The 25,839-nt window shown below is 41.8% G+C and carries 22 protein-coding genes and 1 pseudogene; 11 read left to right on the top strand and 12 right to left on the bottom strand.

Translation table 11 applies throughout. The annotated features are described in order from the left end of the window. Positions 1–16: 16 nt before the first annotated feature. Complete coding sequence (gene rnt / locus PCIT_RS00265; RefSeq protein ID WP_010367196.1) at positions 17–694, bottom strand: ribonuclease T; 678 nt, start codon at positions 692–694, stop codon at positions 17–19. A gap of 193 nt (positions 695–887) precedes the next feature. Between rnt and PCIT_RS00260 the strand changes: the two genes are divergently transcribed. Beyond that, the gene (locus PCIT_RS00260) at positions 888–1,763 is read left to right on the top strand and encodes a flagellar protein MotY (RefSeq protein WP_010367193.1); all 876 of its coding nucleotides are present in this window, start codon (positions 888–890) and stop codon (positions 1,761–1,763) included. A gap of 73 nt (positions 1,764–1,836) precedes the next feature. On the opposite strand, the gene mnmC is transcribed toward PCIT_RS00260, so the two are convergent. After that, positions 1,837–3,828, bottom strand: coding sequence for a bifunctional tRNA (5-methylaminomethyl-2-thiouridine)(34)-methyltransferase MnmC2/FAD-dependent 5-carboxymethylaminomethyl-2-thiouridine(34) oxidoreductase MnmC1 (gene mnmC / locus PCIT_RS00255; RefSeq protein WP_010367191.1), 1,992 nt, complete (start codon positions 3,826–3,828; stop codon positions 1,837–1,839). Between the two features lie 178 nt (positions 3,829–4,006). Between mnmC and fabB the strand changes: the two genes are divergently transcribed. Beyond that, entirely contained in the window at positions 4,007–5,221 is a 1,215-nt protein-coding gene (fabB, locus tag PCIT_RS00250; RefSeq protein WP_010367189.1) for a beta-ketoacyl-ACP synthase I, read from the top strand. 56 nt (positions 5,222–5,277) lie between these two features. On the opposite strand, the gene smpB is transcribed toward fabB, so the two are convergent. Beyond that, complete coding sequence (gene smpB / locus PCIT_RS00245; RefSeq protein WP_010367188.1) at positions 5,278–5,760, bottom strand: SsrA-binding protein SmpB; 483 nt, start codon at positions 5,758–5,760, stop codon at positions 5,278–5,280. A gap of 140 nt (positions 5,761–5,900) precedes the next feature. On the opposite strand from smpB, the gene PCIT_RS00240 reads away from it, so the two are divergent. Both PCIT_RS00240 and PCIT_RS00235 read left to right on the top strand, forming a co-directional pair. Beyond that, positions 5,901–6,338 (top strand): type II toxin-antitoxin system RatA family toxin, encoded by a 438-nt coding sequence (locus PCIT_RS00240; RefSeq protein ID WP_010367185.1) that lies wholly within the window; start codon positions 5,901–5,903, stop codon positions 6,336–6,338. Beyond that, positions 6,335–6,649 (top strand): RnfH family protein, encoded by a 315-nt coding sequence (locus PCIT_RS00235; protein ID WP_010367183.1) that lies wholly within the window; start codon positions 6,335–6,337, stop codon positions 6,647–6,649. The genes PCIT_RS00240 and PCIT_RS00235 overlap by 4 nt, the downstream gene beginning before the upstream one ends. Before the next feature lie 76 nt (positions 6,650–6,725). Here PCIT_RS00235 and PCIT_RS00230 read toward each other — a convergent pair whose 3' ends face one another. Then, a complete protein-coding gene (locus PCIT_RS00230; RefSeq protein WP_010367181.1) occupies positions 6,726–7,085 on the bottom strand; it encodes an outer membrane protein assembly factor BamE in 360 nt (119 codons plus the stop codon). A gap of 129 nt (positions 7,086–7,214) precedes the next feature. Between PCIT_RS00230 and PCIT_RS00225 the strand changes: the two genes are divergently transcribed. Beyond that, entirely contained in the window at positions 7,215–7,532 is a 318-nt protein-coding gene (locus PCIT_RS00225) for a GIY-YIG nuclease family protein (protein ID WP_010367178.1), read from the top strand. On the opposite strand, the gene PCIT_RS00220 is transcribed toward PCIT_RS00225, so the two are convergent. From PCIT_RS00220 to ilvC, 4 genes are all read right to left on the bottom strand, one after another. Then, the gene (locus PCIT_RS00220) at positions 7,460–8,308 is read right to left on the bottom strand and encodes a M28 family peptidase (RefSeq protein WP_010367176.1); all 849 of its coding nucleotides are present in this window, start codon (positions 8,306–8,308) and stop codon (positions 7,460–7,462) included. The two genes, PCIT_RS00225 and PCIT_RS00220, sit on opposite strands and share 73 nt — an antisense overlap. Positions 8,309–8,342: 34 nt before the next feature. Continuing rightward, a complete protein-coding gene (locus tag PCIT_RS00215) occupies positions 8,343–9,536 on the bottom strand; it encodes a tetratricopeptide repeat protein (protein WP_238347978.1) in 1,194 nt (397 codons plus the stop codon). 177 nt (positions 9,537–9,713) lie between these two features. Continuing rightward, positions 9,714–11,627 carry a methyl-accepting chemotaxis protein gene (locus tag PCIT_RS00210; RefSeq protein WP_010367172.1) on the bottom strand — a complete coding sequence of 638 codons (1,914 nt, stop codon included), beginning with the start codon at positions 11,625–11,627 and terminating at the stop codon, positions 9,714–9,716. A gap of 195 nt (positions 11,628–11,822) precedes the next feature. Then, complete coding sequence (ilvC, locus tag PCIT_RS00205; protein WP_010367170.1) at positions 11,823–13,295, bottom strand: ketol-acid reductoisomerase; 1,473 nt, start codon at positions 13,293–13,295, stop codon at positions 11,823–11,825. Between the two features lie 121 nt (positions 13,296–13,416). On the opposite strand from ilvC, the gene ilvY reads away from it, so the two are divergent. From ilvY to PCIT_RS00175, 6 genes are all read left to right on the top strand, one after another. Beyond that, on the top strand, positions 13,417–14,316 hold the full coding sequence (gene ilvY, locus PCIT_RS00200; RefSeq protein WP_010367168.1) for an HTH-type transcriptional activator IlvY: 900 nt from the start codon (positions 13,417–13,419) through the stop codon (positions 14,314–14,316). Between the two features lie 68 nt (positions 14,317–14,384). Further along, on the top strand, positions 14,385–15,068 hold the full coding sequence (locus PCIT_RS00195; RefSeq protein ID WP_010367167.1) for a response regulator transcription factor: 684 nt from the start codon (positions 14,385–14,387) through the stop codon (positions 15,066–15,068). Positions 15,069–15,357: 289 nt separating this feature from the next. Further along, positions 15,358–17,235: a DUF4856 domain-containing protein gene (locus PCIT_RS00190; protein ID WP_010367165.1), complete on the top strand. Its 1,878-nt coding sequence runs from the start codon at positions 15,358–15,360 to the stop codon at positions 17,233–17,235. 83 nt (positions 17,236–17,318) lie between these two features. Continuing rightward, positions 17,319–18,629, top strand: a complete 1,311-nt coding sequence (locus PCIT_RS00185; protein WP_010367162.1) for an imelysin family protein — start codon at positions 17,319–17,321, stop codon at positions 18,627–18,629. 10 nt (positions 18,630–18,639) lie between these two features. Beyond that, positions 18,640–20,832, top strand: coding sequence for a TonB-dependent receptor family protein (locus tag PCIT_RS00180; protein WP_010367161.1), 2,193 nt, complete (start codon positions 18,640–18,642; stop codon positions 20,830–20,832). Between the two features lie 74 nt (positions 20,833–20,906). Further along, positions 20,907–21,926: a sterol desaturase family protein gene (locus PCIT_RS00175; RefSeq protein ID WP_010367159.1), complete on the top strand. Its 1,020-nt coding sequence runs from the start codon at positions 20,907–20,909 to the stop codon at positions 21,924–21,926. On the opposite strand, the pseudogene PCIT_RS23315 reads toward PCIT_RS00175, so the two are convergent. The 4 genes and pseudogenes from PCIT_RS23315 to PCIT_RS00160 all read right to left on the bottom strand — a co-directional run. Next, positions 21,893–22,021, bottom strand: a pseudogene (locus PCIT_RS23315) (hypothetical protein); the annotation flags it as partial. The gene PCIT_RS00175 and the pseudogene PCIT_RS23315 sit on opposite strands and share 34 nt — an antisense overlap. Next, positions 21,972–22,196 (bottom strand): DUF3820 family protein, encoded by a 225-nt coding sequence (locus PCIT_RS00170; RefSeq protein WP_010367157.1) that lies wholly within the window; start codon positions 22,194–22,196, stop codon positions 21,972–21,974. The gene PCIT_RS00170 and the pseudogene PCIT_RS23315, both read right to left, overlap by 50 nt. A 96-nt stretch (positions 22,197–22,292) precedes the next feature. Beyond that, positions 22,293–24,314 (bottom strand): TonB-dependent copper receptor, encoded by a 2,022-nt coding sequence (locus tag PCIT_RS00165; protein ID WP_021032309.1) that lies wholly within the window; start codon positions 24,312–24,314, stop codon positions 22,293–22,295. A 157-nt stretch (positions 24,315–24,471) separates the two neighbouring features. Beyond that, a complete protein-coding gene (locus tag PCIT_RS00160; protein ID WP_010367153.1) occupies positions 24,472–25,695 on the bottom strand; it encodes an EAL and HDOD domain-containing protein in 1,224 nt (407 codons plus the stop codon). Positions 25,696–25,839: the final 144 nt, after the last annotated feature.

Below are 25,839 nucleotides of genomic sequence, written 5' to 3'. Positions count from 1 at the left end.
TAGAGTAAGCAAACGCTTACTCTTCATTTGCCGTTGTTTCATCATCTTCTGTCTCAGGTTCAACTGGTGGCAGCGGCCAGCCACCAAGTGCTTTCCACTTATTGACAATATAACAAAATAGTTCAGCGGTACGTTCTGTATCATATAGTGCTGAGTGCGCTTGATTATTATCAAACTCGATACCAGCGGTACGACACGCTTTGGCCAGTACAGTTTGGCCTAAGGCCAGCCCAGCTAATGAGGTGGTATCAAAGCTAACAAACGGGTGAAAAGGGGTACGTTTAATATTATTTCTTTCGATCGCCGCATTTAAAAAGCCATGATCAAAAGCGGCATTGTGTGCCACAATAACAGAACGAGAGCATCCAGCGGCTTTTTGTGCCTTACGCACCATTTTGCAGATCTCTTTGATTGCATCGGCTTCTGGTACAGCGCCGCGCAAAGGTGAAAATGGGTCAATACCATTAAACTCGATGGCCGATTGCTCAATGTTTGCGCCTTCAAAAGGCTCAACATGAAAATGTAGCGTATGATCTAAACTAAGTTCGCCATGCTCATCCATTTTTAAGACTGATGCTGCAATTTCTAACAAAGCATCGGTATCTTTATTAAAGCCTGCGGTTTCTACGTCGATAACTACAGGAAAGAAGCCACGAAAGCGCTGTGAAAATAAGGTTTGCTCTGTTTCTGCCATAATACTTTTGATTGCTGAATATGAAGCTGGCCATTATACAAGGTGCAGCCTGATATGTTAACTATATGGGATGAATGCCGTTATTTTTTAGGCATACTAATTGCTTGGATACTTAAGTGAAGCTATTTTTTAAATTTGCCACCTTTGATATAGGCATAAGCCGACATTTTTTTGGCAAACTTGGAGTTGTGTTGTGAAATTACATGTATTAATACTCAGCGTTGGCTGTTTGCTTGCTATTGCAAGTGATGCTCAAGCCGCCATGCGGCAATATAGTGCCAACGCAGACACCTCTCATTGGACCTTAGATAAAACAACGCGGTTATCTTGTGAACTCAATCACGAGGTTCCGTATTATGGCGATGCTATTTTCAGCTCTACTGCGAGTAAAAATAAAGATCTTACATTTAATCTAGATATGGTTGTACGTCCTGAGAGTTATGACTTTGCTGGGCTACAGTCAGTGCCGCCGGCATGGCGAGCCGGTAATCCTGTTCGAGATATCAGTAAGATGCAACTTTTGAAAAAGTTTGACGGCGAACTAGATAACAGCATTGCATGGGAAATGCTGACGGAATTAGAAAAAGGGAATTACCCGACGTTTTATTATAAAGATTGGCAAAATAGTTCAGATCAGATCTCCGTTGCTTTGTCTTCGGTAAACTTTAGAGACATGTATTGGGCATTTTTACAGTGCAGAGATAATTTATTGCCTTACAGCTTTGAAGATATTGCCTTTACGGTGATGAACTATAAGAAAAACTCCAGCATGTTGACTAAGTCATCAAGAAAGCGTTTAGAGATGATCGGTGAATATTTGAAAAACGATGAAAACATAGAGTCTATTTATATTTCTGCGTATTCAGATAGCTATGGTGGTAGAAATACCAATATGGTGTTGTCACGAAAAAGGGCAGATACCATTAAGCGGTATATGGAAGAAATGGGGGTGCCCAGTGAAAAGGTACGCACAGATGGGTTTGGTGAAAAGCGCCATGTTGAGCCAAACGACAATGCGCTCGGGCGTCGAAAAAACCGCCGAGTTATCATTCAAATAGCCAAGTCTTAAGTAACAAAAAACCGCATTTAAAATGCGGTTTTTTGTTCTATATGTTTACAGCACTGAAGCCGTATTTATGGTGTTACACACCAATTTTGTTGCGAATAAGATCTCTGACGATAAACCTGTTTGGGTGTATCACTTGATGAGTGCGTTCACTCAGTGGCCTAGGTTCATTACATAGGCTCGCAACTAGGTGCTCGGTTGTGAGGGGCGCAGTACACAGCCCTCTTGCTCCAAAACCGGTTAGCACATGTAACCCTTGATGCGGAACACTTGGTTTACCAAACCCATATTGCTTCCCATTAGTCAGGTTGCGATAGGCTTCAATGAGGTCTTGTTGCTCTGGCACTTGCCCGAGCATGGGCACATGATCGCTAAAACAGCAACGAACGGCTGCTTTTTCACTGTTAATCTCACCAAGGCTTTGTGCAAAAGCACTGTCTTGGTAAAACTTCATCAGTTGTGCTCGGTTGGTATCGTTGTCTTGTGGCTTTATGGCACGGCTTTTGGTGTTTTTGTCAAATGTGGCACCCATACAATGTTCGCCATTGTGGCTGGGTGTAAAATAGCCTTTGTGACACAGTACGGTTTTGAGTTTACTTGACTCAGCCCCTTGTTCTATATGAGATACTTGGCCTCTAACACCATGAATATGAATATCGGCCATTTGCGTAAATCGGTCACTGTGTTCCCCTGCACAGACAAAAACATCTGTGAAAGGGCCATGTTTTGTCGTTTCAGTATGTAAGTACCAGCCAGCCTGTGTTTTTTCTAATTGAGTGATATCAGTATTAAAATGGCTTTGAGTCGGCGCGAGATCTTGTGCGGCATTAAAAATGGCGTTGGTTAACTCGGCGGGTTCAACCCAACCAGCCTGTTCGATATAAAGACCTGAATAGGGCAGGTTTACACCCGCGATATCGGATGCTTGTGAGTGTGTAACGGGCTTAATTAATGCGGTTGGCCACTGGGCTTTTTTCACCAAGTTGCCGTGTTGCTCTGCTTTACTGTCATTAAATGCTTGCAATAATACACCACACCAATCATGGCTAAAATGATGACCTTGCGCGGATATTTGATCATAAAAACGACGTGCATATAAAAAGGTATGTGCGTACAGTTCACTGGGGGGGGAGTTATCGGCTTGCAGGTTCGGGTAAACAGCACCTTGTCGGTTGTGGGATGCGCCTTGAGCCAATTTATCATCTTGGCAAAATAAAGTGGCGTGTTTTCCTCGTTTAGCCAATTGAAATAATAAACAACTACTGGCTATGCCTCCACCAATGATTGCGACTTGCTCCAGTGAGCGGGGAGCATGGTAATAATAAGGGGGGGTTGTTTCATGGCCGTTGGCTTTGTCGAGTGTACCAACCACCATTTCACGTTTACGGCCAAAGCCTTTGACTTTTTTACAGTTAAAGCCAGCCTCTTGTAAACCCCTACGAACAAAGCCTGCGGCAGTGAAGGTAGCAAATGTTGCGTTATCGCGTGATAAGTTGGCCATGGCATTAAATAAGCTCTGTTGCCACATATCTGGGTTTTTACTGGGGGCGAAGCCATCTAAGAACCACGCATCAACAATACCCTGTGATTGGTAGCTCAGCTGAGGCAGAGAGTCATGCACGTCACCAAACCATAGATCTAGTACTACTTGGCCTTGTTCAAACTCTATGCGATGGCAGCCAGCAAGCGCCACAGGGTAACTATCGCATAAAGCTTTTGCCTGCAGGTTAAGTGATGGCCATGCGGCCAAGGCTTTCGCTAACTCTTCATGTTTAATCGGAAACTTTTCAAATGAAATAAAGTGAAGCTTTTTTACTGTGCTATCTGCTGGGCGATTATTAAACTGTTGCCATGCATTTAAAAAGTTTAACCCTGTACCAAATCCTGTTTCTGCAATTATAAAGTGAGATTGGTCATGTTTTTGCAATCGCTCTGCTATATTATTTTGAGTAAAAAAGACATAATGAGACTCGGCGAGTCCATCATCGTTTGAAAAGTAGACGTCGTCAAAGTTATCGGCGACGGGCGTACCCATCTCGTTGAAATGGATTTGTGCATTTTTTATCATAGTAATAGCGTGAACAGCAAAATATAGGCACTATTTTACGCGTTTTAACCGTAATAGTCCGTTGTAATTTACGTAAAAAAGTTTCAGAGTACGTGTGTAAGCTGGAAAGCTGACCACTTGGTTAGGCATTTCAGCGTAGAATAGCCACAATTTAGTAAATGACTAAGGGAATTTACCCATGAGAAGAGCCGTAATTACGGGGATCGGTGTAGTTTCAAGCATCGGCAATAACAAGCAAGAAGTATTAGAGTCTTTACAAGCAGGTAAAAGCGGTATCGTTTTTAACCCTGAATTTGAAGAATATAAATTACGCAGTAATGTTTCTGGTAATATCGACATCAACGTAAAAGACTTTGTTGACCGTAAAGCACACCGTTTCATGGGAGATGCTGCGGCATTTTCTTATATATCAATGGCACAAGCAATTGAAGATTCAGGTTTAGCTGACGATCAAGTATCGAATGAGCGTACTGGCCTGATCGTTGGTTCTGGTGGTGGCTCTTCAAAGCACCAAGTAGAAGCCGCTGATATTTTACGTGAGAAAGGCGTAAAACGCGTAGGACCTTATATGGTGCCTCGTACTATGGCAAGCACGACGTCGGCGTGTTTAGCAACACCATTTAAGATCAAAGGTGTGAATTACTCTATTAGCTCTGCGTGTGCAACATCGGCACACTGTATTGGTAATGCAGTAGAGCAAATTCAACTTGGCAAGCAAGATGTTATTTTTGCCGGTGGTGGTGAAGAGCTACACTGGACACTTGCGATGGAATTTGACGCAATGGGTGCACTATCGACTAAATACAACGATAACCCTGCAGCAGCTTCACGTACATACGATGCAAATCGTGATGGCTTTGTTATTTCTGGCGGTGGCGGTATTGTGGTTGTTGAAGAGCTAGAGCACGCCCTTGCTCGTGGCGCACATATTTATGCTGAAATCGTAGGTTATGGCGCAACGTCTGATGGCTATGACATGGTAGCTCCTTCAGGTGAAGGTGCTGTGCGTTGTATGAAGCAGGCAATGCAAGACATTGACGCACCGATTGATTACCTAAATACACACGGTACATCTACACCAGTAGGTGATGTGAAAGAGTTAGGTGCAATTCAAGAATTATTTGGTGACAATTCACCTGCGATCAGTGCAACAAAAGCGATGACGGGCCATGCTCTGGGCGCGGCTGGTGTACATGAAGCAATCTTCTCACTCTTAATGCTTGAAAATAACTTCGTAGCGCCTTCAATTAATATTGATGAGCTCGACGAGCAAGCACAAGGCTTGGACATTGTGACAGAGCGTCGTGATGTTGAGCTTAATACTGTGATGTCGAACAGTTTTGGTTTTGGTGGTACTAACGCCACATTAGTAATGCAAAAATATAAAGGTTAAATTTAAAAAGCCTGAAAAAAAACCTCGCAATAGCGAGGTTTTTTTATGCGTTGTTATTACCGGGCTGAGTGCTTCATCAGACGTTCTTTTTCACGTGACCAGTCTTTATCTTTACTGTCAGAGCGTTTGTCATGCATTTTCTTACCCTTCGCAAGGTGAAACTCAAGTTTGACCCAGCATTTCTTCCAATACATCGCAGTCGCGATCAGCGAGAAGCCGTCTCGTTCAGTTGCGCCAACTAAGCGGTCAATCTCACGCTTATTTAGCAGCAATTTACGATAGCGCATTGGATCACAAATAACATGCGTAGAAGCACTGTTTAGCGGCTGTATTTGGCTGCTAAGTAAAAATGCTTCACCGTCTTTAAGGTGAATATAGGTGTCTGAAATGTTTACTTTACCTGCGCGGATGCTTTTTACTTCCCACCCTTGCAGTTCAATGCCCGCTTCAAACTTATCGGTTAAAAAATACTCATGGCGCGCTTTTTTGTTAAGTGCGATGGTATTGGTAGTTGATTTTGATGATTTTTTCTTTGCCATAATGGCCTAGTTTACCTAGAAAAGTGGACAGACAATAGTGCTTTTTTAAATTTGTGCGTTATTTTCGCGCAGTAGCTTACAGCATACAAGATAATTCTTTAAAAGCTTGCTAAAATCGCGACAAATAGATTGGAGTAACTATGCCACAAATAGAAAAAAGTGCATTGGTGATGTATAGCACTCAAGAAATGTTTACGCTGGTTAACGATGTAGATGCATACCCTGAGTTTTTACCAAATTGTTCAGATTCAAAAGTTATTGAATCAAACCCAAATGATATGGTCGCTAGTTTAGAAATTTCCAAAGCAGGATTAAAGAAGTGGTTTACCACGCGCAATAGCTTTGAAGGCAGTCAAGTAAAGATGCAATTAGTCGACGGGCCATTTAAGTCTTTATACGGTTATTGGGAGTTTACGGAGCTAGACGACCAAGCATGTAAAGTAACGCTAAAATTAGACTTTGAATTTGCCAATAAATTGGTTGAGCTGGCATTTGGCAAGATTTTTAATGAGGTTGCCAAAAATATGGTAACCGCATTTACACAGCGAGCTAAAACGGTGTATGGAGCAAGGTCATGATTAAAGTTGATGTTGTATATGCGGTGCCGCATAAAGCGGTCGTGATGTCTGTGGATGTTGCTGAAGGCACATCGGCTGAGCAGGTAGTGCTACAGTCAGGTATCTTAGATAAGTGCGCTGATATTGACCCAACTAATTTGACCTTGGGCATTTGGAATCGAACGGTAAAGGGCAAGCAAGCTGTAAAAGAAGGCGATCGAATCGAAATTTATAGGCCGTTAATTGCCGACCCTAAAGATGCACGCAGACGACGAGCTGAGAAAGCAAAAGATGAAGGCCGAGCCAATAAGATTACCGGCGGTAGAGCGTAACATTAGATAAGCCGAGTGTGTTTCATTCTACAGCTAAAATAAAAGGGCCTATAGGCCCTTTTATTTTAGCATCACATTACTGATCAAGCGGTATGTTGAACTCTTTAGGTTCGTCATAGTCGCCTGTAATGCGGCTTAATTTGTCATTTTCAAAAAATACAGTCAGCGATTTGCGTTGTTCAGACTCACGGTCAATATTAAACACATACGCATAGTGCCAAGTATTGTTATTAAAGGCATCTTTCGCGATTGGACTGCCTAAAACGAATAGCACTTGCTCGCGAGTCATATCAACGCGTAGTTTTTCTACATCTGACTGCTCTAAAAAGTTACCTTGTGGTACGTTGATTCGATAGACCCAGCTTGAACAACCAGACAGCATGACTGTAGTTATAATAGCAATGAACCACGTAGAAAGGGATTTATTAGACAGCATGTATTTGTGTATCCTTATTTTCAATTATTTTGCATGATACCGATAAAGCGCAGAAGGTAAAGCTTCTTGTCGAACTTCGACCTTAGTGTATTAAAAAAGTTTCTAAATAGAGAGTAAAAAGTAACTTCAATGAAAGAGAAGAGTGTGGAGCCGGTTTGGCATATCTATATTATTGAAACGCGATTTGGTCATTGGTACACCGGTGTGACCAATGATGTTATGGCGCGGTTTTCCGCCCATCAGCAGGGTAAAGGTGCAAAAAACTTAAAAGGCAAAGGGCCACTAACCCTTATTTTCAATTACCCTGTAGGCAGTAAAAGTGATGCATGTAAACTAGAGTGGCAAGTTAAAAAGTTAACTAAACCGCAAAAGCGTCAATTTGTGGCCTCAAGTGGTACATTAAGCAACTCCACCATAAAGTTATTAATGAACTTAACTACCAACTGAAACCGAGAAAAGTCGAGAGACTCTAACGTATCGCGTTTGGTATGGTGGTTTTTATCTTCGCCAATACCAAAATATAAATAAGGAATGTTTTCTTTAGCAAACGCATAGTGGTCGCTGGCTTTATGCCAATCTATACGGGGGTTATCCATTAACCGCTGCATTTTATAACGTGAGTTGACGATTTTTACTCGCAGAGGTTCAGAGGGTTGTTTTTTGAGTACCTCGACCGCCAATTCAGTTTTTTTAGAGTGCAGTACATATAAACGATTGCGCTTATTTGGCGCAAGCATATCGAGGTTAATGTTTAAAGTCGCAGGTGTATTTACCCCGAGTTTACTAACATAATGCTTTGCACCGTAAAGGCCTTTTTCTTCGGCATCGGTTGCAACAAAGGTGACGCTGTGGCGTCTTTTCACCTTCTGCAAGCTTTTAGCTAAGAACAAGAGGGTAGATGTGCCTGATGCATTATCATTGGCACCAGCATAAAAAGAAGTACCCTGGCCACCTAAGTGGTCGTAATGTGCCGTAACAACGATATTGAAATCGCATTGTGTTGAGCTACATGGCAGTTTCGCGATGACATTGTGGCCTGTTGCAGTGCTGAAAAAGCCGGTTTTAAATTCAAATGGTTGGTATTTCGGCTGATAACCTAGTTTTTCAAATCTGTCATAAATATACTGAGCACTGACATTAGGACCCTCACTGGCACCAGCTTTACGGCCAGCGTGCGCTTCACTTGTTAGCACCTGCAGGTCGGTATGAAGTTGTGATGCCATTGCAGCTTCGCATAAAATAAAAGAACTGACGACGCTAATTCTTAGCCACTGTTTGCAGCCATTGTAGCTTGCTTTGATACCGCTTTTTATCGTGTTTATATTCAGACAGCTTATATGCTTGTGATAGGTATTTTTCAGCTTGCTCAAGGTTACCTCGATAATAATGTACTTTTGCTAGTCCAAAGTAACTGCTATGCAGTTTTGTATCAAGTTTTCTTGCTCTATTGAAGTGACGTAGGGCTAATGCAAGGTTATTGTTCTCGAGCGCTTCATTCCCTAATACGATTTGATAATAGGGGTTGTTTTTGCGTTGTAGGTTTAGTTTTTCTTCTATCGGTTTGGCTAAAGCAATTCGATCTGTTAAACGATATAGCAAGGCCATGTTGCCTAACACTGTTTTATTATCGATGTTTAACGCGAGCGCCTGTTGGTAAGTTTTTTCAGCAATTTTATGCTGTTGTGTAACGCGATAAAGCACCCCTAAATTACCCCATGCACCAGAGTAGTGTTCATCTGCATTGATGGCTGCTTTGAAGTAACTGAAGGCATGGTCGTACTCTTGTTTGATCATGTGCATTGCGCCGCGATTACTATAAAACATCGCCAAGATCCGTTGCTTGGTGATAGCCGATGTAGGAAACTTTTGTTGGCGGCTATTTGGATCAAAGTCAACTGTGAGTGATCTTGGCCGAGTGTAAAGCGTTACACCTGTTGTGGTGTTTTTGTTTAATATGAAACTTGATTCGCTGATGACTAAATTTACATGGCCTGTGAGCAGGCTGTAGCCCTGAGTTTGATCCCAATATTCAGGAATATGAACGCGTTGAAATTGAGATTCAAAACCAAGATGTTCCGCTAAACTGAATGCGAGAATGGATAAGGACAAGCAGTTTGCATTGAGGTCATAGTAGGCTTGTGACGCTGTTAAGTTGGCACCAGATTGATAAGATAAAGATGCATCACCATTATCAACCAAAAAGCGCAGTAGCTTTTGTGTATGAGATAGTGTGGGGGTACTGCCTTTAAAGTAGCTGTCGAGTTGCATTTTTATCGTGGCATCGAGTTGAAATATATCCTCTTGGCTTGGCACTGGTTGTTTTGCAAAAGCAGTATTGTTAAGAAGTGACTTATCGACAGTAACTTCTTCAGATGTTGAACTGCACCCACTGAGTGTTAAGAGGCTGGCAAAGGTGAAAATGGTCATGACTTTATTTAGCGTAGACATCATAAAACTCCGAGCTAAAACTGCTTATTAATCAAGCATAGCCCAAAATTCATGCAAATTAGAACTAAATTGGTTACAAATTATTACCGATACAAAAAGAGACTTATACCAGCGGGTATAAGTCTCTTTTTTTAGTGTCTGCTCACACTATGTGGCTTATGCCAAAGTTTGTGCCTTTTATCAGTTTTGTTCAAAGCTTGCGACTAAGCTATCAAGTGTTTTGGCCGAATTGGCAAGTGCTTGAATAGACTGCTCAGTATTTAACTGCTCATTCATGACGTCATCGCTAATTGTACTTATGTGTTCAATGCTTCGGCCCACATCAGCGACTACATTGCTTTGCTCTTCGGTTGCGGCAGCAATGAGCGTAGTCATGTCGTTAATTTGGTTTGCAGTTTCTGTAATTGTTTCCATTAATTCCACAGAGTTTTGCATTGTTTCGACACTCTGTACCGCTTGGTGTTTGGATTGACTGATTTTTTTCACAATTGAATCCGACGCGACGGTCAGCTCGGTAATAGTTGCTTGGATTTCGTCGGTCGATTGTGATGTGCGGCTAGCCAGTGCACGCACCTCGTCAGCAACAACTGCAAACCCACGGCCATGTTCACCAGCGCGCGCAGATTCAATGGCGGCGTTAAGTGCCAGTAAGTTTGTTTGTTCTGAAATACCCCGGATCACATCGACGATGTTAGCGATAGATTGTGTTTTTTCTGCCAGTGTGGTGACTTCCAATGCCATGGCATCAATATCACTTGCTAAGCCTTGAAGTTGCGTTTGGCTATGCTGAACGCCACTGTGACTTTGATCTGACATTGCCTTACTCTGTTCAGTCAGTTTTGCAGTATTGTTTGCACTGCCTGCAATTTCTTGAACCGTCGCCCCCATTTCGTTAATTGCGGCGGCAACAGAGATGGTTTGGGACTTTTGTTCATCAAGTGACTTTGAATTACTTTGGCTTTGTGCAAACACACGTTCGCTGGTACTACGAATGTCTCGGCTTTCACTGGCTACTTTTTTGATAGCCATTTCGATTTTGCTAATAAATTGGTTAAAACCTTCGGCAAGTGCTTGTAATTCAGGCTGTTCAGACTCTGGCACTCGATAGTTGAGCTTTGCATCACCACTGCCTAAACGGGCAAACAGACTTGCCATGTTTGATAGCGGGGCACTGAGGTTTTTAGCTAAAAACAAACTAATTAAGCTAGCGAGCAGGGCGACCGCAATCGAGAACGCAATTATTTGCCACTGAAGTTGTGTGATCTGTTCGATGACTTCAGCTTCAGGTACTTGTGCTATGACATATAGGTCAGTTCCCTCAATAGGGCTAGCCGCCACTAAGGTTGGTTGCTCACTCACAGTGAGTTTTTCCACCACAAAAGTTCGGTTCGTTAGTAGGCTGCTAACAGCCTGAGCACCGTATAAATCTCGCAATGACGTTGTGGCGACTAAACCAGCATCTGGGTGTAATTGTATGGTGCCTGCTTTATTGACAACAAATACAAAGCCAGATTTCTCTATGACCATATTGCTCAGCATGCTTTGCATATCATCAATACTTTTTGCTAGACCAGCAAGGCCCAGACCACGTGTTTGCTGGTGATTAACAAACATTTTGACATCACCTGGAGACTCTTGAAATATGCTAATTGAATATTCTTCACCACTTTGTGTGAAGCCAAAAAACCAGCCGTCTTGCTGTGTGTTTAGCACGCGTAAGAAACCATCTTGATTCCAATATTGGTTGGTTTCGCGGTTGGCCCATGAAGCAGTAGCGAGATCATATTGATCAACTAAACGATTGAGCTCATTAACAAGCTGTGTTTCGTTGAGTGCGTCATCCCTTGCAGACTCCGTGATAAATACATTGCTAGATAGCTGTTTTGCCGCATTTTTCAGCTGGTAAATTTGTTTAGCTATCGTTTTATTAATGCTTTCGACTTTAGCTGGTAACTCAGACTGTAGCATACGCGTTTCGGTCATCGTTTTTGCACTATAAATTGCAGTCGCACCGATAATTCCGGCAACTGTTATCGCAATTAAGCTTCCTAATAATGTAATTTTTTGAGTGATTGTAAGGCTAGTTTTTCGCATTGATCCACACTTTTCTAAAACAAGGCGACTATTCTACCATAATCAATAATGCGATCGAACAAAGGATAGTAATTGTTCATTAAATTACCACTTTTGTATAATACTTTAATCGGTACAAATGTAATTTCAGTACTAAGTTCATAAAAAAGCCCATAGCAAATGCGTATGGGCTCGGTTTCTAACAAGCGAACTGGTTTAAACTATTTTTTTCATTGCTGACATGTAACCACGGAGCTTTTCACCTATGATTTCAACAGGGTGCGTGCGAATTGCATGGTTAGCATCGATGAGTGCTTGGTTATCAGCGTAGTTACTGGTTGCCTCAAGGCCCTTACCTATTACATCAATGTTGATATTTTCCATAAATGGCTTTAATAAAGGTAAACAGGCATGGTTGTAGAGGTAACAACCATACTCAGCAGTATCTGAAATAGTACTGTTCATTTCATAAAGCTTTTTACGTGCTATTGTATTGGCGATAAGCGGCGTTTCATGCAGTGACTCATAATAGGCAGACTCATCAATAATTCCTGCGGCAGTCATGGTTTCAAAAGCTAACTCAACACCCGCCTTAACCATTGCCACCATTAAAATACCTTGGTCGAAGAAAGTTTGTTCTGAAATTTCTTGCGTGGTGTTGGTTTGCTTTTCAAAAGCAGTTTCACCGGTTTCAGCACGCCAAGCTAATAATTTTGCATCATCTTCAGCCCAGTCAGACATCATACCTTGAGAAAACTCACCGCTGATGATGTCATCCATATGTTTGTTATACAGCGGGCGCATGATCTGTTTAAGCTCTTCACTTAAGCTAAATGCTTTTAACTTTGCTGGGTTTGATAGACGGTCCATCATATTTGTGATGCCACCATATTTCAATGCTTCAGTGATGACTTCCCAGCCATACTGAATGAGCTTTGATGCGTATGCAGCATCAACACCTTGTTCTACCATTTTATCGAAGCAAAGTAGTGACCCTGTTTGTAACATGCCGCATAAGATGGTTTGTTCACCCATGAGATCTGATTTTACTTCAGCAATAAAAGAGGAGTTTAATACGCCTGCACGATGGCCACCTGTCCCTGCCGCGTAAGCTTTGGCTTGCGCCAGACCCTTACCTTGTGGATCATTTTCTGGGTGCACTGCAATGAGTGTTGGCACGCCAAATCCACGTTTATATTCTTCACGCACTTCGGTGCCTGGGCATTTTGGCGCAACCATAATGACCGTAAGATCTTCACGTACTTGCATGCCTTCTTCAACAATATTGAAACCATGAGAGTAAGCAAGCGTAGCGCCTTTTTTCATCAGTGGCATAACCGCGCTAACAACTGACGTATGTTGCTTGTCAGGGGTTAAGTTAAGTACTAAATCTGCATCAGGAATTAACTCTTGATATGTGCCGACAATAAAGCCATTGTCAGAGGCATTCAAAAATGACTGACGCTTTTCTGAAATGGCCGACTCACGCAATGCATAGCTTACATCTAACCCTGAATCGCGTAAATTAAGACCTTGGTTTAGACCTTGTGCACCACAACCAACAATAACGAGCTTTTTGCCGATTAACTCGTTAACACCATCGTTAAACTCTTGTGGATCCATAAATTCGCATTGTGCTAGTTGTGCTAGCTGTTCTCTTAGAGGAAGAGAGTTAAAGTAGTTCGCCATGTTAGTACCTTAAAATAATAGAGTATTAAATAGAATATAAAGTCAGCATATGCCCTGTTTTAAGTTACGTAAAATGATATATTTGAATCATAGTATTTCATAATGTGAAACATAAGGGCGTATGGATCATAAACAGTTAAAGTACTTTTTAGCCTTGGCTGAAACGTTGCATTTTGGCCGAGCGAGCGAGCAGTGCCATATCAGTGCACCCACTTTAAGCAGACAAATAAAACAGCTTGAAGTAGAGCTGGGTATCGCTTTATTTATTAGGGATAATCGCAGCGTGAGCTTAACAGCTCAAGGTAAGGCTTTTGTTGAGTATGCACGCTCAACATTGGCACAGTGGCGGCAATTTAAAAGTGAGTGCCAAGATAATGGCCAGCCTTTAAGCGGTGAGTTAAGCTTTTATTGTTCAGTCACCGCAACCTATAGTTTTGTTTATGACCTATTTGCTAAATTTAGGCAGCAGTACCCGGCCATTGAGCTTAATTTAAATACCGGAGATCCTGCATTATCTATTACGCATGTATTAAACGACAAAGAAGATCTTGCAGTAGCAGTCAAACCTGCACAGCTACCACAAGGTGTATCTTATTTACCGATAGGGCAGTCACAGTTGGTTATAGTTGCCCCAATTATGGCATGCCCTTTAACAGAGCTATTAACATCACAACATAGCAGTAATATTCAGTGGAGCCAGCTCCCTTTTATTATGCCCGAGCAAGGCATACTAAAAGACCGATTAGATCAATTTTGTAAAACACAGGCTTTTACACCAAGAGTGTATGCCCATGTATCGGGCCATGAAGCAATGGTCGCACTGGCAAGTTTAGGCTTTGGTGTAGCGTGTGTGCCTGAAATAGTTTTAGCGCAAAGCCCTTTTAAAGATCAGGTCCGCTATCTCAGTTCATTGGATTTGATAGAGCCGATAGAAATTGGTTTGGTGTGCAAAACAAAGCGCTTAACGGACCCAGTTGTTACAGTTTTGTGGGAAACTGCTGAAAATTTGTTTCGCTTGTAAAGGTTCCATTCAGTTTCAGACATTAAACTAGCCGAAATAAAATAAAAACTAATCCTTTAGGTGTAGTAATGGCTAAAATCTTGATAGCTGAAAGCGAAGTTGAGTGTTTCACGCAACGCAAAATAATGTTTGAAGAAGCGGGGCATGAGGTTTTTCAGTTTTCAGATATGGATGAAATGTCGCAGTGGGCTACGAGCGAGGATGTATGTGGGGTGGTTTTAAGTGAGCATTTTACTATTGGCGACCCGACAGATTTAATTGAAAAGGTAAAAGCCACATTTTTAGCACCTATCATGGTCTGTACAGATTTAACGGATGAAGATGCGCATAGTGCTTTATTAGAGTCTGGCGCTGATGATGTGATCACAAAATCCGCAACGCCTCGGTTATGGCAGGCTCGGTTAAATGCATTGCTGCGTCAATACTCATCAGATAAATCAGCCGTACTCACATTTGGTAGCCTAGTGGTTGACTCCCGGGCACGTTTGGTAACACTCAATAATCGAGAAGTTTACCTGACAAGTCATGAATTTGAACTATTATGGCTATTGGCGAGTAATGCTGGGACTGTATTAAGTCGCGAACACGTATACCAAACGATGATTGATAAACCTTATCAAGATGACACCCGCACGGTGGATGTGCGTATTTCGAGGCTGCGCAAGAAATTAGAGGATGACCCTTCTCAGCCAAGCAAAATAAAAACGATCTGGAAACAAGGTTATATTTTTGTAAGAGAGGCTTGGCAATAGTTAACTTCTATTGCGATTATTGCATTTTTTGGTGTTTGTTCAGTGTGAATATTCTCTGGAAGTAGCAAATGTTAAAACGAAATGACTATTAGGTAGATTATTGATTGTATCTGGCTTTTAGCCATTTTTACTCCATAAATTGCTGATTTTTTAGAATTATAGGTTTACAAATCTTTATATTTACTTTGTTTTGGCAACGCAAATAATATTGATTGCTATTTATATGCGTGTATACTTTTATCCCAGATAAGAAAATGTAAATACTAATAATTTTCAGAGGAAATCATAAATGATTTTACGTAAGTCTCTTCTAGCTACTTCTATTCTGGCCGCAACACTTGGTCTAACTGCTTGCGGTGGTTCAAGTTCAAATGACTCAACTGCACCAACGACTCCTACACCGACAAACTCAGCACCAACAGCAATCAGTATTACTGATGCTCAAGTTGTTACAGAAAACCTAGCTACAGCTCAGGTTGTTGGTACATTGGCTGCTACAGATTCAGACGCTGCAGACACACATACGTTTACAACGGATGATGCGCGGTTTGTTATTGAAGGGACTACATTATCTGTTAAAGAAGGCGTGGTTCTTAACTTTGAAGCTGAACCAAAAATCATGGTAACAGTCAAAGTATCTGACGGCACAGCGGACTTCAGCCAAGAGCTTGAAGTTGCAGTGACTGATGAAATGGATTATGACTTTGTAAATAAAGACACTGGCGAGTCTAACGTGCACTATTCAGGTCAAATTGCGCGTCAAGTCCTAATTAAAGAACTTTCAAATTATGTAAAAAGCACTGATTTTACGACAGACCTTAGCAATGGCGCTGATAAAATTAACGATTACTACAAAATTGGTACTTATACCGATTCTGTAAACAGTGATGTGAATTTCACAGAAGCTAAAGTAAGCAGCGAGACCAAAGCTCAGTATGAAGAAATCTGGGGTACTAAAGCACTGACTATTTCTGCTTTTGAAGGTGCTGTACAAACTTTATTGACTGATGTTTCAGGATCACACAAAGATTTATACGGCAAGATCGCAGGTAATGATGCAAAAGGCCAATACAGAGATTGGAATGCTGCGGATAGCTTAGCAGGTTGGGCTGGCCTTGCTGCTGAAGAGAATACACCGCGCGGCTTTACTGCTGAACTATTTAACGTATTAAGAGCGAATGCTGCGAGTGTAGCAAGCGGTACGTTGATGACAACACATAATGTTGAAATCGATAAAGCATATATCACAGCCGAGGGTGTTGATTTACAACAGCTAGTTGAAAAGTTCTTATTCGGTGCCGTTGCATTTTCACAAGGCGCTGATGACTACTTAGATAACGACACTGATGGTAAGGGTTTACTATCGGGTCACACAGACACAACCGTTGATGACAAGGGTTACACTAAACTTGAGCACCAGTGGGATGAAGGCTTTGGTTACTTTGGTGCCGCGCGTAACTATTTATCATATAACGATGCTGAAATTGCGGGTAAAGTGGACTCGGACGAAAGTAATGGTCGTGCAACCCACAATGGTAAGCAAGACACAAACCACGATGGCAAAATTGATTTACAATCAGAATATAACTGGGGTAACTCAACGAATGCTGCAAAGCGTGATTTAAGCCCAGCAACAACTGACTTAACGAAAGAAGCATATACTGCATTCTTTAATGGTCGTAAATTACTTAACGAAACAGCTGGTACTGCATTAACAGATGCACAGTTAGTTGAATTAAATGGCTACGCGACTGCAGCACGTTTAGCGTGGGAAAAGGCAATTGTTGCTACTGTAATTCATTACATCAACGATGTTCTAGACAACAGCAAAGGTGACATTGACGATATCTCTTCTGGTACTTATACAAAAGAGCAATTTTATGCATTTGCTAAGCATTGGGCTGAGATGAAAGGTTTTGCATTTAACATGCAGTTTAACCCAGTATCACCATTTGTTGAAAACAAAGCAGTCACAGCTGACTTTGTAAAACTACATGAGCTAATGGGTAATGCACCAGTAATTTCTGATGGTGTAAAAACAGTTGAACAGTATAAAGCTGATCTAGAAACAGCACGTAATATCTTACGTGATACGTATCAGTGGACTGATAAAGATGGCGCTGTGTTAACGGGTGAAGCATTAGAAAGTTTAATGCTAGCTTGGTAAACGTTACCGCTTAATTATTTAAAAAGGTTAGTCCGTAAGGGCTAACCTTTTGTTGTATTAAAAACAGAGAAAAGAGGCAATTAATGGGACATACTTTTAAACCTTTGTTGCTCGCAAGTGCTTTAGCACTTGTGTTAAGTGGATGTGGTGAAAGCACATCTTATTCGGCTGGCGCCGAACATGATGTTAATAATGGAAATGATAATTCGGGTACCCCCACAACACCGCCAACGACCCCAACTGATCCAACAAGCCCTGACTTTTCAGAAAAGCAATTACTCGCAAGCTTAACTGATAACGTATTTACACCAACATTTACTGAATTTGATAATAAGTCAGATGCACTGCCGAGTGTGGTTAAAAGTTATTGTGATTTAGAGGCTGTATTTGACCCCTCTCAGGAAGATAGCGACGCACTCGCTCAATTAACTGCATCAAAACTGGCGGCTCAAAATGCGTGGAAAGAGACCATGGTAAGCTGGCAGCATGCTGAGCTTATGATTGTCGGACCTTTACTCGCCAATGATAAGTCATTACGTAATGATATATATTCATGGCCAAGTGTCAGTACCTGTAGTGTTGATCAAGATGTGGTGTTTTTCGAAAATGGCAACATTAATGGTAACGCCTATGACATTAGTAAGCGTAGTGACAAACGCCGCGGTTTAGATGCGTTAGAGTATTTGTTGTTTAATGATACGTTAACACATAGCTGCTCTTCTACAAGTGCTGGTGACGTGCTAGCTGATTGGAATAGTCGAGCAGATCAGGCACGTAAAGTATCACGTTGTCAGTATGCTGTTGAAGCAGCTAAAGACTTGGCCGTCTCGTCTGATTCGCTTGTCGCGCAGTGGTCAGGTGCAGCAGGGTACGCCAATGTGTTAAAAAGTGCGGGTGAACCAAATAATAAGTTTAACTCGACGAAAGAAGCGATCAACGAAATATCAGATGCGCTTTTTTATATGACTGAAGAGCTTAAAGATTATAAATTAGCGACACCTTTAGGTTTGTTTAACAATGCGTGTGGCACCAGCATTTGCCCCGAGTCAGTTGAATCGCGCTATGCAAAGCATTCAATAGAAAACATTCGTGCCAACATTAGCGCCTTTGAGCGACTGTTTAATGGCGGTGGCGACGGTAATTTAGGGTTTGATGACTTTTTAGATAATCAGTCAGCAACAGATACCAAAACAATTATGTTACAAGGTATAAGTGATTCTAAAGTTGCGTCTGCAGCAATCACGACTGATTTACAAACCGCGCTAAATAGCAATACGTCGGCAGTCACAACGACTCATGCAAAAGTAAAAGATGTGACCGATCAGCTTAAAAATGATTTTATTAATAAGCTTGCTTTAGAGCTTCCTGCAACTTCGGCTGGTGACAATGACTAAGGGTCCTTTTATGCAAAAATCATTACTCGCACTGGCGGTTGTGTTAGCAATACCGCACGCTGTGGCAGCAGATAATCCTGCTGATGATGGCGAATTAGAACATATTCAAATTTTGAGTCATTACGACAAACTGAGAACGGAAGCAGGTTCAGCTACTTTGTTAACTGAAGCGGAGTTAGAAAAGTTTGAGTATGATGATATCCACCGTATTTTAGGGTCTGTTCCGGGTGTTAATATTCGTGAAGAAGATGGTTATGGTTTGCGTCCTAACATTGGTTTTCGTGGGGTAACGCCTGAGCGGAGCAAAAAAATTACCATTATGGAAGATGGTGTATTAATAGGCCCATCTCCTTATTCAGCACCGGCAGCTTATTATTTTCCTGTTTCAACAAGAATGACGGCTGTAGAAGTATTTAAAGGCCCTGCGGCAATTAAACACGGGCCTCAAACTGTTGCGGGTGCTATTAACCTAGTCACGCGTCAAATCCCTGAGTTTTCAGAAGGGGGCATTGATATTGCGGCTGGCTCTGATGGCTATCAAAAAGCACATGGCCACTTTGGCTCTGTGGTTAATAATGTGGGCTTTTTAATTGAAGGTGTATCACTCAAAGCGGATGGGTTTAAAGACCTTGATGGTGGTGGTGATACTGGCTTTGAAAAGAATGATATTTTGGCCAAGTTTAATTACACCATGCGCCAAGGTGAATTTGACCACACATTTGCATTAAAGCTCTCTTATTCAGATGAAGAGTCAGATGAAACTTATTTAGGATTAACAGAGCAAGACTTTGCTGATACGCCATATCGCCGATATGCTGCGTCACAGCCGGCATTAATGGAAACAGAACATCAGCAAATCATGTTCTCGCATTATCTTGATGCAGATGACTTTAAGCTGACGACACGTTTATACAGAAATGACTATGAACGTGCATGGCGTAAACTCAATGGCTTGTTAAATCAGCAATTAAATAAAGTAGACGAAGATCTGTCAACCATTCTATCTGATGCTGAACGTTACGACTCACAGTATCGCGTTATTTCAGGGCAGCAAAATTCAGTTTCACCTGGAGACACGACTTATTACCTAAATATGGGAACTAATGATCGTGAGTATTATTCTCAAGGGTTACAAGTTGATGGCCGTTTTGACTTTGACTTGTTGGGGTTTGAACATACGCTTTCAGCAGGGTTACGTTATCATGAAGATGAAATTGAGCGTAAGCATTTTGAAGAAACATACAGCATGGTTGACGGTATTGCCACAGATACCGGGTTTGGTGTTCGTCCTCAAACTCAGAATGTTGAGTCGACAAAAGCATGGTCAGTGTATGTTGAAGATCAGATCACGGTTGATGCGTTAACTTTGGGCGTAGGTGTGCGTGGTGAGTTAATGGACATGCACCATCACGACAATCGAAATGCCAATAATTTTCAAGATAAAACCACGCGTATTTGGTTACCAAGTGTCAGTGGTTTCTATAAATTGTCGGAAGAGTCTGGATTATTGTTTGGTGTGCATAAAGGGTTTGTGCCATCAGCACCAGCGCGTAGCGCAACTGAAGAACTTGAGACAAGTATTAATTATGAGTTTGGTGGGCGCTTCAATGATGGTGTAACCCAACTAGAGTTAGTCACTTTTTTCAATGATTATAAAAACCTGACTGAAACGTGTGGGCAATCGAACGCAGGAATATGCGGAGAAGAAACATTCAGTGGGGGTGAAGTTGATGTATATGGGCTTGAAGCACAGTTGTCACAGTCTTACCCACTTAACCTTCACTTAGAAATTCCATATAGTTTTGTGTACACGTACACAGAAAGTGAATTTAAGTCAGATTTTAACTCTGTATTTCCTCAGTGGGGCTCGGTACAAAAAGGCGATTCATTGCCATACTTACCAACCCATCAAGCGTCTTTCACGATTGGGCTTTCAAGTGCTGACTGGCGTATAACTACTGCGGTTAAGTATGTGGGTGATATGGAAGAAGTGGCGGGTGATGGCGCTGTTCTATCAGGTTTCCAAACGCCTTCCAATGTTACCGTTGATTTATCGGCGAGCTATGACATAAACAACTATGGCCGCATTTATGTTAAAGTTGATAACTTATTGGATGATACTGAAATCGTGAGTCGCCGCCCATATGGCGCTCGCCCTAGTAAACCAAGACAGATATCGGCAGGGTTTAAATATCAATTTTAACGATTGATACTAGGTTATAAGCTAGGGTCAACTCAGTTGGCCCTTTTTTCTAGGTCGCGACATAGGAGAGGATAATGCTAGAACAGTTGTGGCAAAGTCTAGCTGCATTACCAACGTATTTGTTTGATGCAAATAAGCGTATTTATATTCCTTACTTACTAAGTGCGATTATTTTGGCACTGCCAGTGTACTTTGCTAGTACCACGGCTCGTTCTGGCCGAGGCTTTTTCAAATTTTTATTCCCCAAACAAGTGTGGCTTTGTCAAAGTGCGCGGTTAGATTACACCTTACTTATTACCAATACCTTAATTAAAGCACTGACGTTTGCCCCCATTGTGTTAACTATGGTGCCAGTTGCTATTTTTATTACTGATACGCTTGAATCTTTATTTGGTGCGCCACTGCATTTGCCATGGTCTGGTACTGCCGTGATTGCAGTCTTTACTTTAATGTTGTTTATTGTCGATGACTTAACGCGTTTTCTATTGCACTTAGCTTTGCACAAGGTGCCTTGCTTATGGGAAATACATAAAGTGCATCATTCGGCGAAAGTACTGACTCCCTTTACAATTTATCGCTCACACCCAATAGAAAGTTATTTTTATGCATGTCGAATGGCATTGACGCAAGGCATCGTTGTAGGGTTTGGTTATCATTTGTTTGGCACGGGGTTGAGTATGTATGACATACTTGGCGCAAATGCCTTCGTATTTATATTTAATATTTTTGGCGCCAACCTTAGGCATTCACACATTCGTTTTACATGGGGCGATAGATTAGAACGTTGGTTTATCAGTCCTGCCCAGCATCAAATTCATCATAGTGATAATCCATTGCATTTCGATACTAATTTAGGCTCGGCATTGGCCATTTGGGATCGGTTGTATGGTTCATTGATACGTGCGTCACAAGCACCTGATATTACCATTGGAGTAGGGAAGTATGATGCGGGGCATGATTCCTTACTAGCCATTTATGTTAAACCAATACGTTTAGGGTTTAAGGCTCTGTTACCTAGTAAATGGGTAAATAAAGGGGCTAAGACAACACCACAGAGCATACAATTAAAAGAAACGAGCGATAAAGTTAAGTGAGACCACTTTTTATATTTGGCGCTAATAATTGTTTTGATTGCAGCACTAACGGGTATCTGGCTTAAGCAATGGCATAAGTACCTGTTCAAGCCCATTCAGTTTGACTTCGTAGATCATAGCCAACTGCTCTCCTAAGGGACCGCTTGGAAACCCCTTTTGTTTAAACCATACCACATAGGGTTCTGGTAACAGTAGCAAAGGCGTTCCTGCGTATTTTCCAAAGGGCATTTTTGTATTTATGGCTTTAAGTAGTGCTTGCTGGTCGTACATTGATACCGTTTAATAATGTGCTGTGTCGTTGTATTAGTGTATCAGGGTAGGGGCTTTAATAAAGCAAAACCACACACCCTGAAACGTTATGAGTGATTAAAACCGCCAGTTAGCGTTGAGCCAAAGAGTGAGACCAGCTTCGTTGATCTTGCCTATTTGAGGGTAGCCACTGACTGCGCTGCCTGATTTACTTAGATGCTCACTGTAGGTTTTATCAAGTAAATTGTCGATACCGACACTCCAATCAAGCGAGTCTGATTGACTGTAACTGGCGTTGAGCGCTAATGTACCAAAGCCCGTTGATTTTGAAATGTCTTGTCCTGCGATATTACCTTGGCCGATAGCAATGCGGTGCTGAGCTGCGACCACACGCCAAAGCATCCCAATATGCCAGTTTGTGCGTTGATAATCGAGTGTAAAGCGTGCCTGCAAAGGTGGCTGCTGTGCCAGCGGGATATGATCAGATAAATTACTGGCACGCACATAGTTAATGCTCGCACCTGTGACCCAGTTTTTGGTTAGGTCATAACTGATATCCGCTTCAAAGCCATAAGTTTGTGCATCGACATTACGCGTGACTTTTTTTGTCATCGCTGCATTACCATATAAATTATCAGTTAGAATGTAGTCGTCAATATGGCTGTAAAAGAGAGAAATTGATCCTTGCCATTGTTTGGCTTTGTGTAACATCCCCACATCGATTTGGTTAGTTTTTTCAATTTCGGTACCAAAGGCACTGAGGCTGTTAGGGCTTTGACGTCCACCGCCTAGTAACTCCCAATAATCAGGAAATCGCTCAGTGTGGCCCAGGCCAACAAAGTAGCTGCTATTGTTATTTTGTTGCTGTAATCGTGCAAAGCCACTCCATAAGGTGTCTTCGCGGGTTAAAGATGCGGTAGGGTTAGGCGTTGTTTTCATCATCACCGAAATATTTTGGCGTTTATCTGTTGCCTGCCAGTGATCGAGCCTAAGACCTGAAACAATCTGTTGTTTAGTATTGAGGCTGTGCTCATATTCAGCAAAAATTCCGGTTTTTTTAAATTCCCCATCCGTGATACGAGCCAGTGTTTCATAAGGCGTTATGGGTTGGTTTCGACTAACCCGGTTTCGATGACGGTCTTGCTGATGATCAACACCAAATATTACCGAGTTTGTGTCATCAAAATACGCGTCTAGTACGATTTTACCCCCATGAGTACGGCGATCAGGATTAGATGCGGTGGGGTGTTTCATCATCATATTTGCGGAAAACGGACGCAGGCTATAGTTATCCATTACATGATCGACATTGTTGTAATACCACTGAGCTTCGACATTTTTAATAAAAGCATGGTCTATTGCCCAATCAGTTTTTATTGCTGAGTGCGTTCTATCAAATAGGCTACCATCCATCATGCGATCAGCATATGCGACTTCACCATCACTGCGCCCATAAGTGAAGCTGATGATTTTATCATCAGCGGGGGTATAGGCAAACTCAGTGTCGGCATTCCAGCGTTTGTATTTCGAATGAATAGGCGTATTATCGCCATCGGAAAAATCATCAGCACGGCTGTAGCTGCCTGCAAATCTCATATAATAATCTTGAGTACCTGCTTTTACGTCAGTATTGACACTTCTGCGCTGGGCACTGGCAGCGACCATATTTGCAAACCCTGAAAGACCGGTTTGCTCCAGTCGCTCGTTCGTTCGCTCAAAGACCACGGTTGCAGCGCTATTTCCTGAACCATACAATACGGTTTGTGGTCCTTTTATGACGGTTAGCGAGTCATAGGATTGCGGCGTAATATATGCCGTGGGCGGATCCATTCGATTGCCACACCCGCCAAGAGTAAGGCCACCGTCGGTTATGATGTTTAGTCGAGAACCCGCCATACCTCGAAACACCGGATCACTACTTGCGGCCCCTTTTTTTATTAAGGAAAAACCGCTAATACTAGATAGTAAGTCAGCGCCGTCTTGTGCAGGGAGTGGTTGGCGAGGTAATTTAGGATCTGTTTTTATATCAAGGGGCGAATGCATAGGAGCAACGACGACGATACGTTCGAGAGCAGAGTTGTCAGCGTGAGCACTTATTGCCGTGAGCAATGCAATGCTCAGAATTGTTTTTTCCATCATAATGTCTCAAGTCATTAAATTATGATGGATTTTATAGATTTGTGTGTTGCTTGCAGTGTGACAGATTGTCGCACTGTGAGAAGTTTTGACTTACCTTTGATGTAAGTCAAAGGTGTAACGAGATAATTAGTTTTATTTATGGGACGTAAGGTGTACTTTAGCGCTCGATCACCTGCATTTGTTCGTTACTCCAACTAACGGCATCATTATAAATTTCGGGCAGGCAAGCGGGGTCTAGATTAATTTTATTACAGTTTACTTGTGCTTTATCCCATTGAGCTTGTTCATATTCTGTCGCGATAGATAAATAGTCAGCTAAAGTCCCTTTGGCTTCGAGCAATGCATCTTTAATTTCAATGACCAAGGGCAACTTATTCATTACACTATCCATAGTTTCATCAAGTATGGCATCCATTAATGACATCATGCCAGTTAGGAAAGCGGTACCGATATGATGTTTATCATGTTTTTGTGTCGCAAGTAGCTCACAAAAACGTGCCCGAGTTAACGACAGCTTTATTAATTCCATAGGCTTTTCAGCAGACACTTGAGCGGCAAAAAGTAAAGATAGAAACTTCTTTAGCTCGGCATTACCAAGCACAATAAGTGCTTGTTTAATGGTGCTGATCTCGGCTCTGCGTTTAAAGGCTGCCGAATTGGAATACCTTAATAATTTGTATGACAAGTTAACATCACGTTCAAACACGCCAGTGATCCTCTGTAAATCTACATCAACGCTGGAGGTTTCATATAAAAGTTCTGCGAGCGCCATTTCTGACGGGGGCAGTGCTTTGCTTTGTACCATTTCGGGTTTGGCAAAAAAGAACCCTTGAAATAAGCTAAACCCCCATTCAATGGCCTGTTGATATTGTTCGTAGGTCTCTACTTTTTCCGCGACCAGCTTTATATTGCTAAAAGATTTAGTGGCATCAATAATTTCAACAATTTGCTCATGAGAGGTGGTTATAAAGTCGACTTTGATTTGGTCGATAAACGGATAAAAGTGGCGCCATACCTTTTGATGTTGGTAGTCATCAAGGGCAATTGTATAGCCTTTGTCTTTTAAATCTTGCACTGCTGCAAGAAGGCGCTTTCCGGGCTGAACTGTTTCTAAAATCTCAATCACAACTTGCTCGCGACTGAGCATCGTTGGGTAGCCTTTGAGTATGGTTTCAAGTGTAAAGTTAATATAGGCAGGTTTATTATCAGTCAAGTCATCTAGGCCAAAGTTAAATTGACTACCTTCGATTAAACGAGAAGTTGCTTCGTCACCGTCAATATTGGGGAAAACATTATCAACACCATCACGAAAAAGTAATTCATAGCCCACTAATTCTTTATTAATGTCTAAAATAGGTTGGCGCGCCGCATAAAAATACATCTACAACTGCTCTCATTTAATACAACTTTAAAGTCAATATAAGTGATGTTGAGTAGTAATTCATTATTTTTTTCGGATTGTTTCATCTTTTGGTATGGATTTATCAGCTGGAACGATGCTTTATCACGCATATTTACTGGATAA

Origin of the sequence: Pseudoalteromonas citrea (genome assembly GCF_000238375.3) — a bacterium.
Classification (GTDB): domain Bacteria; phylum Pseudomonadota; class Gammaproteobacteria; order Enterobacterales; family Alteromonadaceae; genus Pseudoalteromonas; species Pseudoalteromonas citrea.
This window is presented reverse-complemented; position numbering and strand designations above follow the sequence as displayed.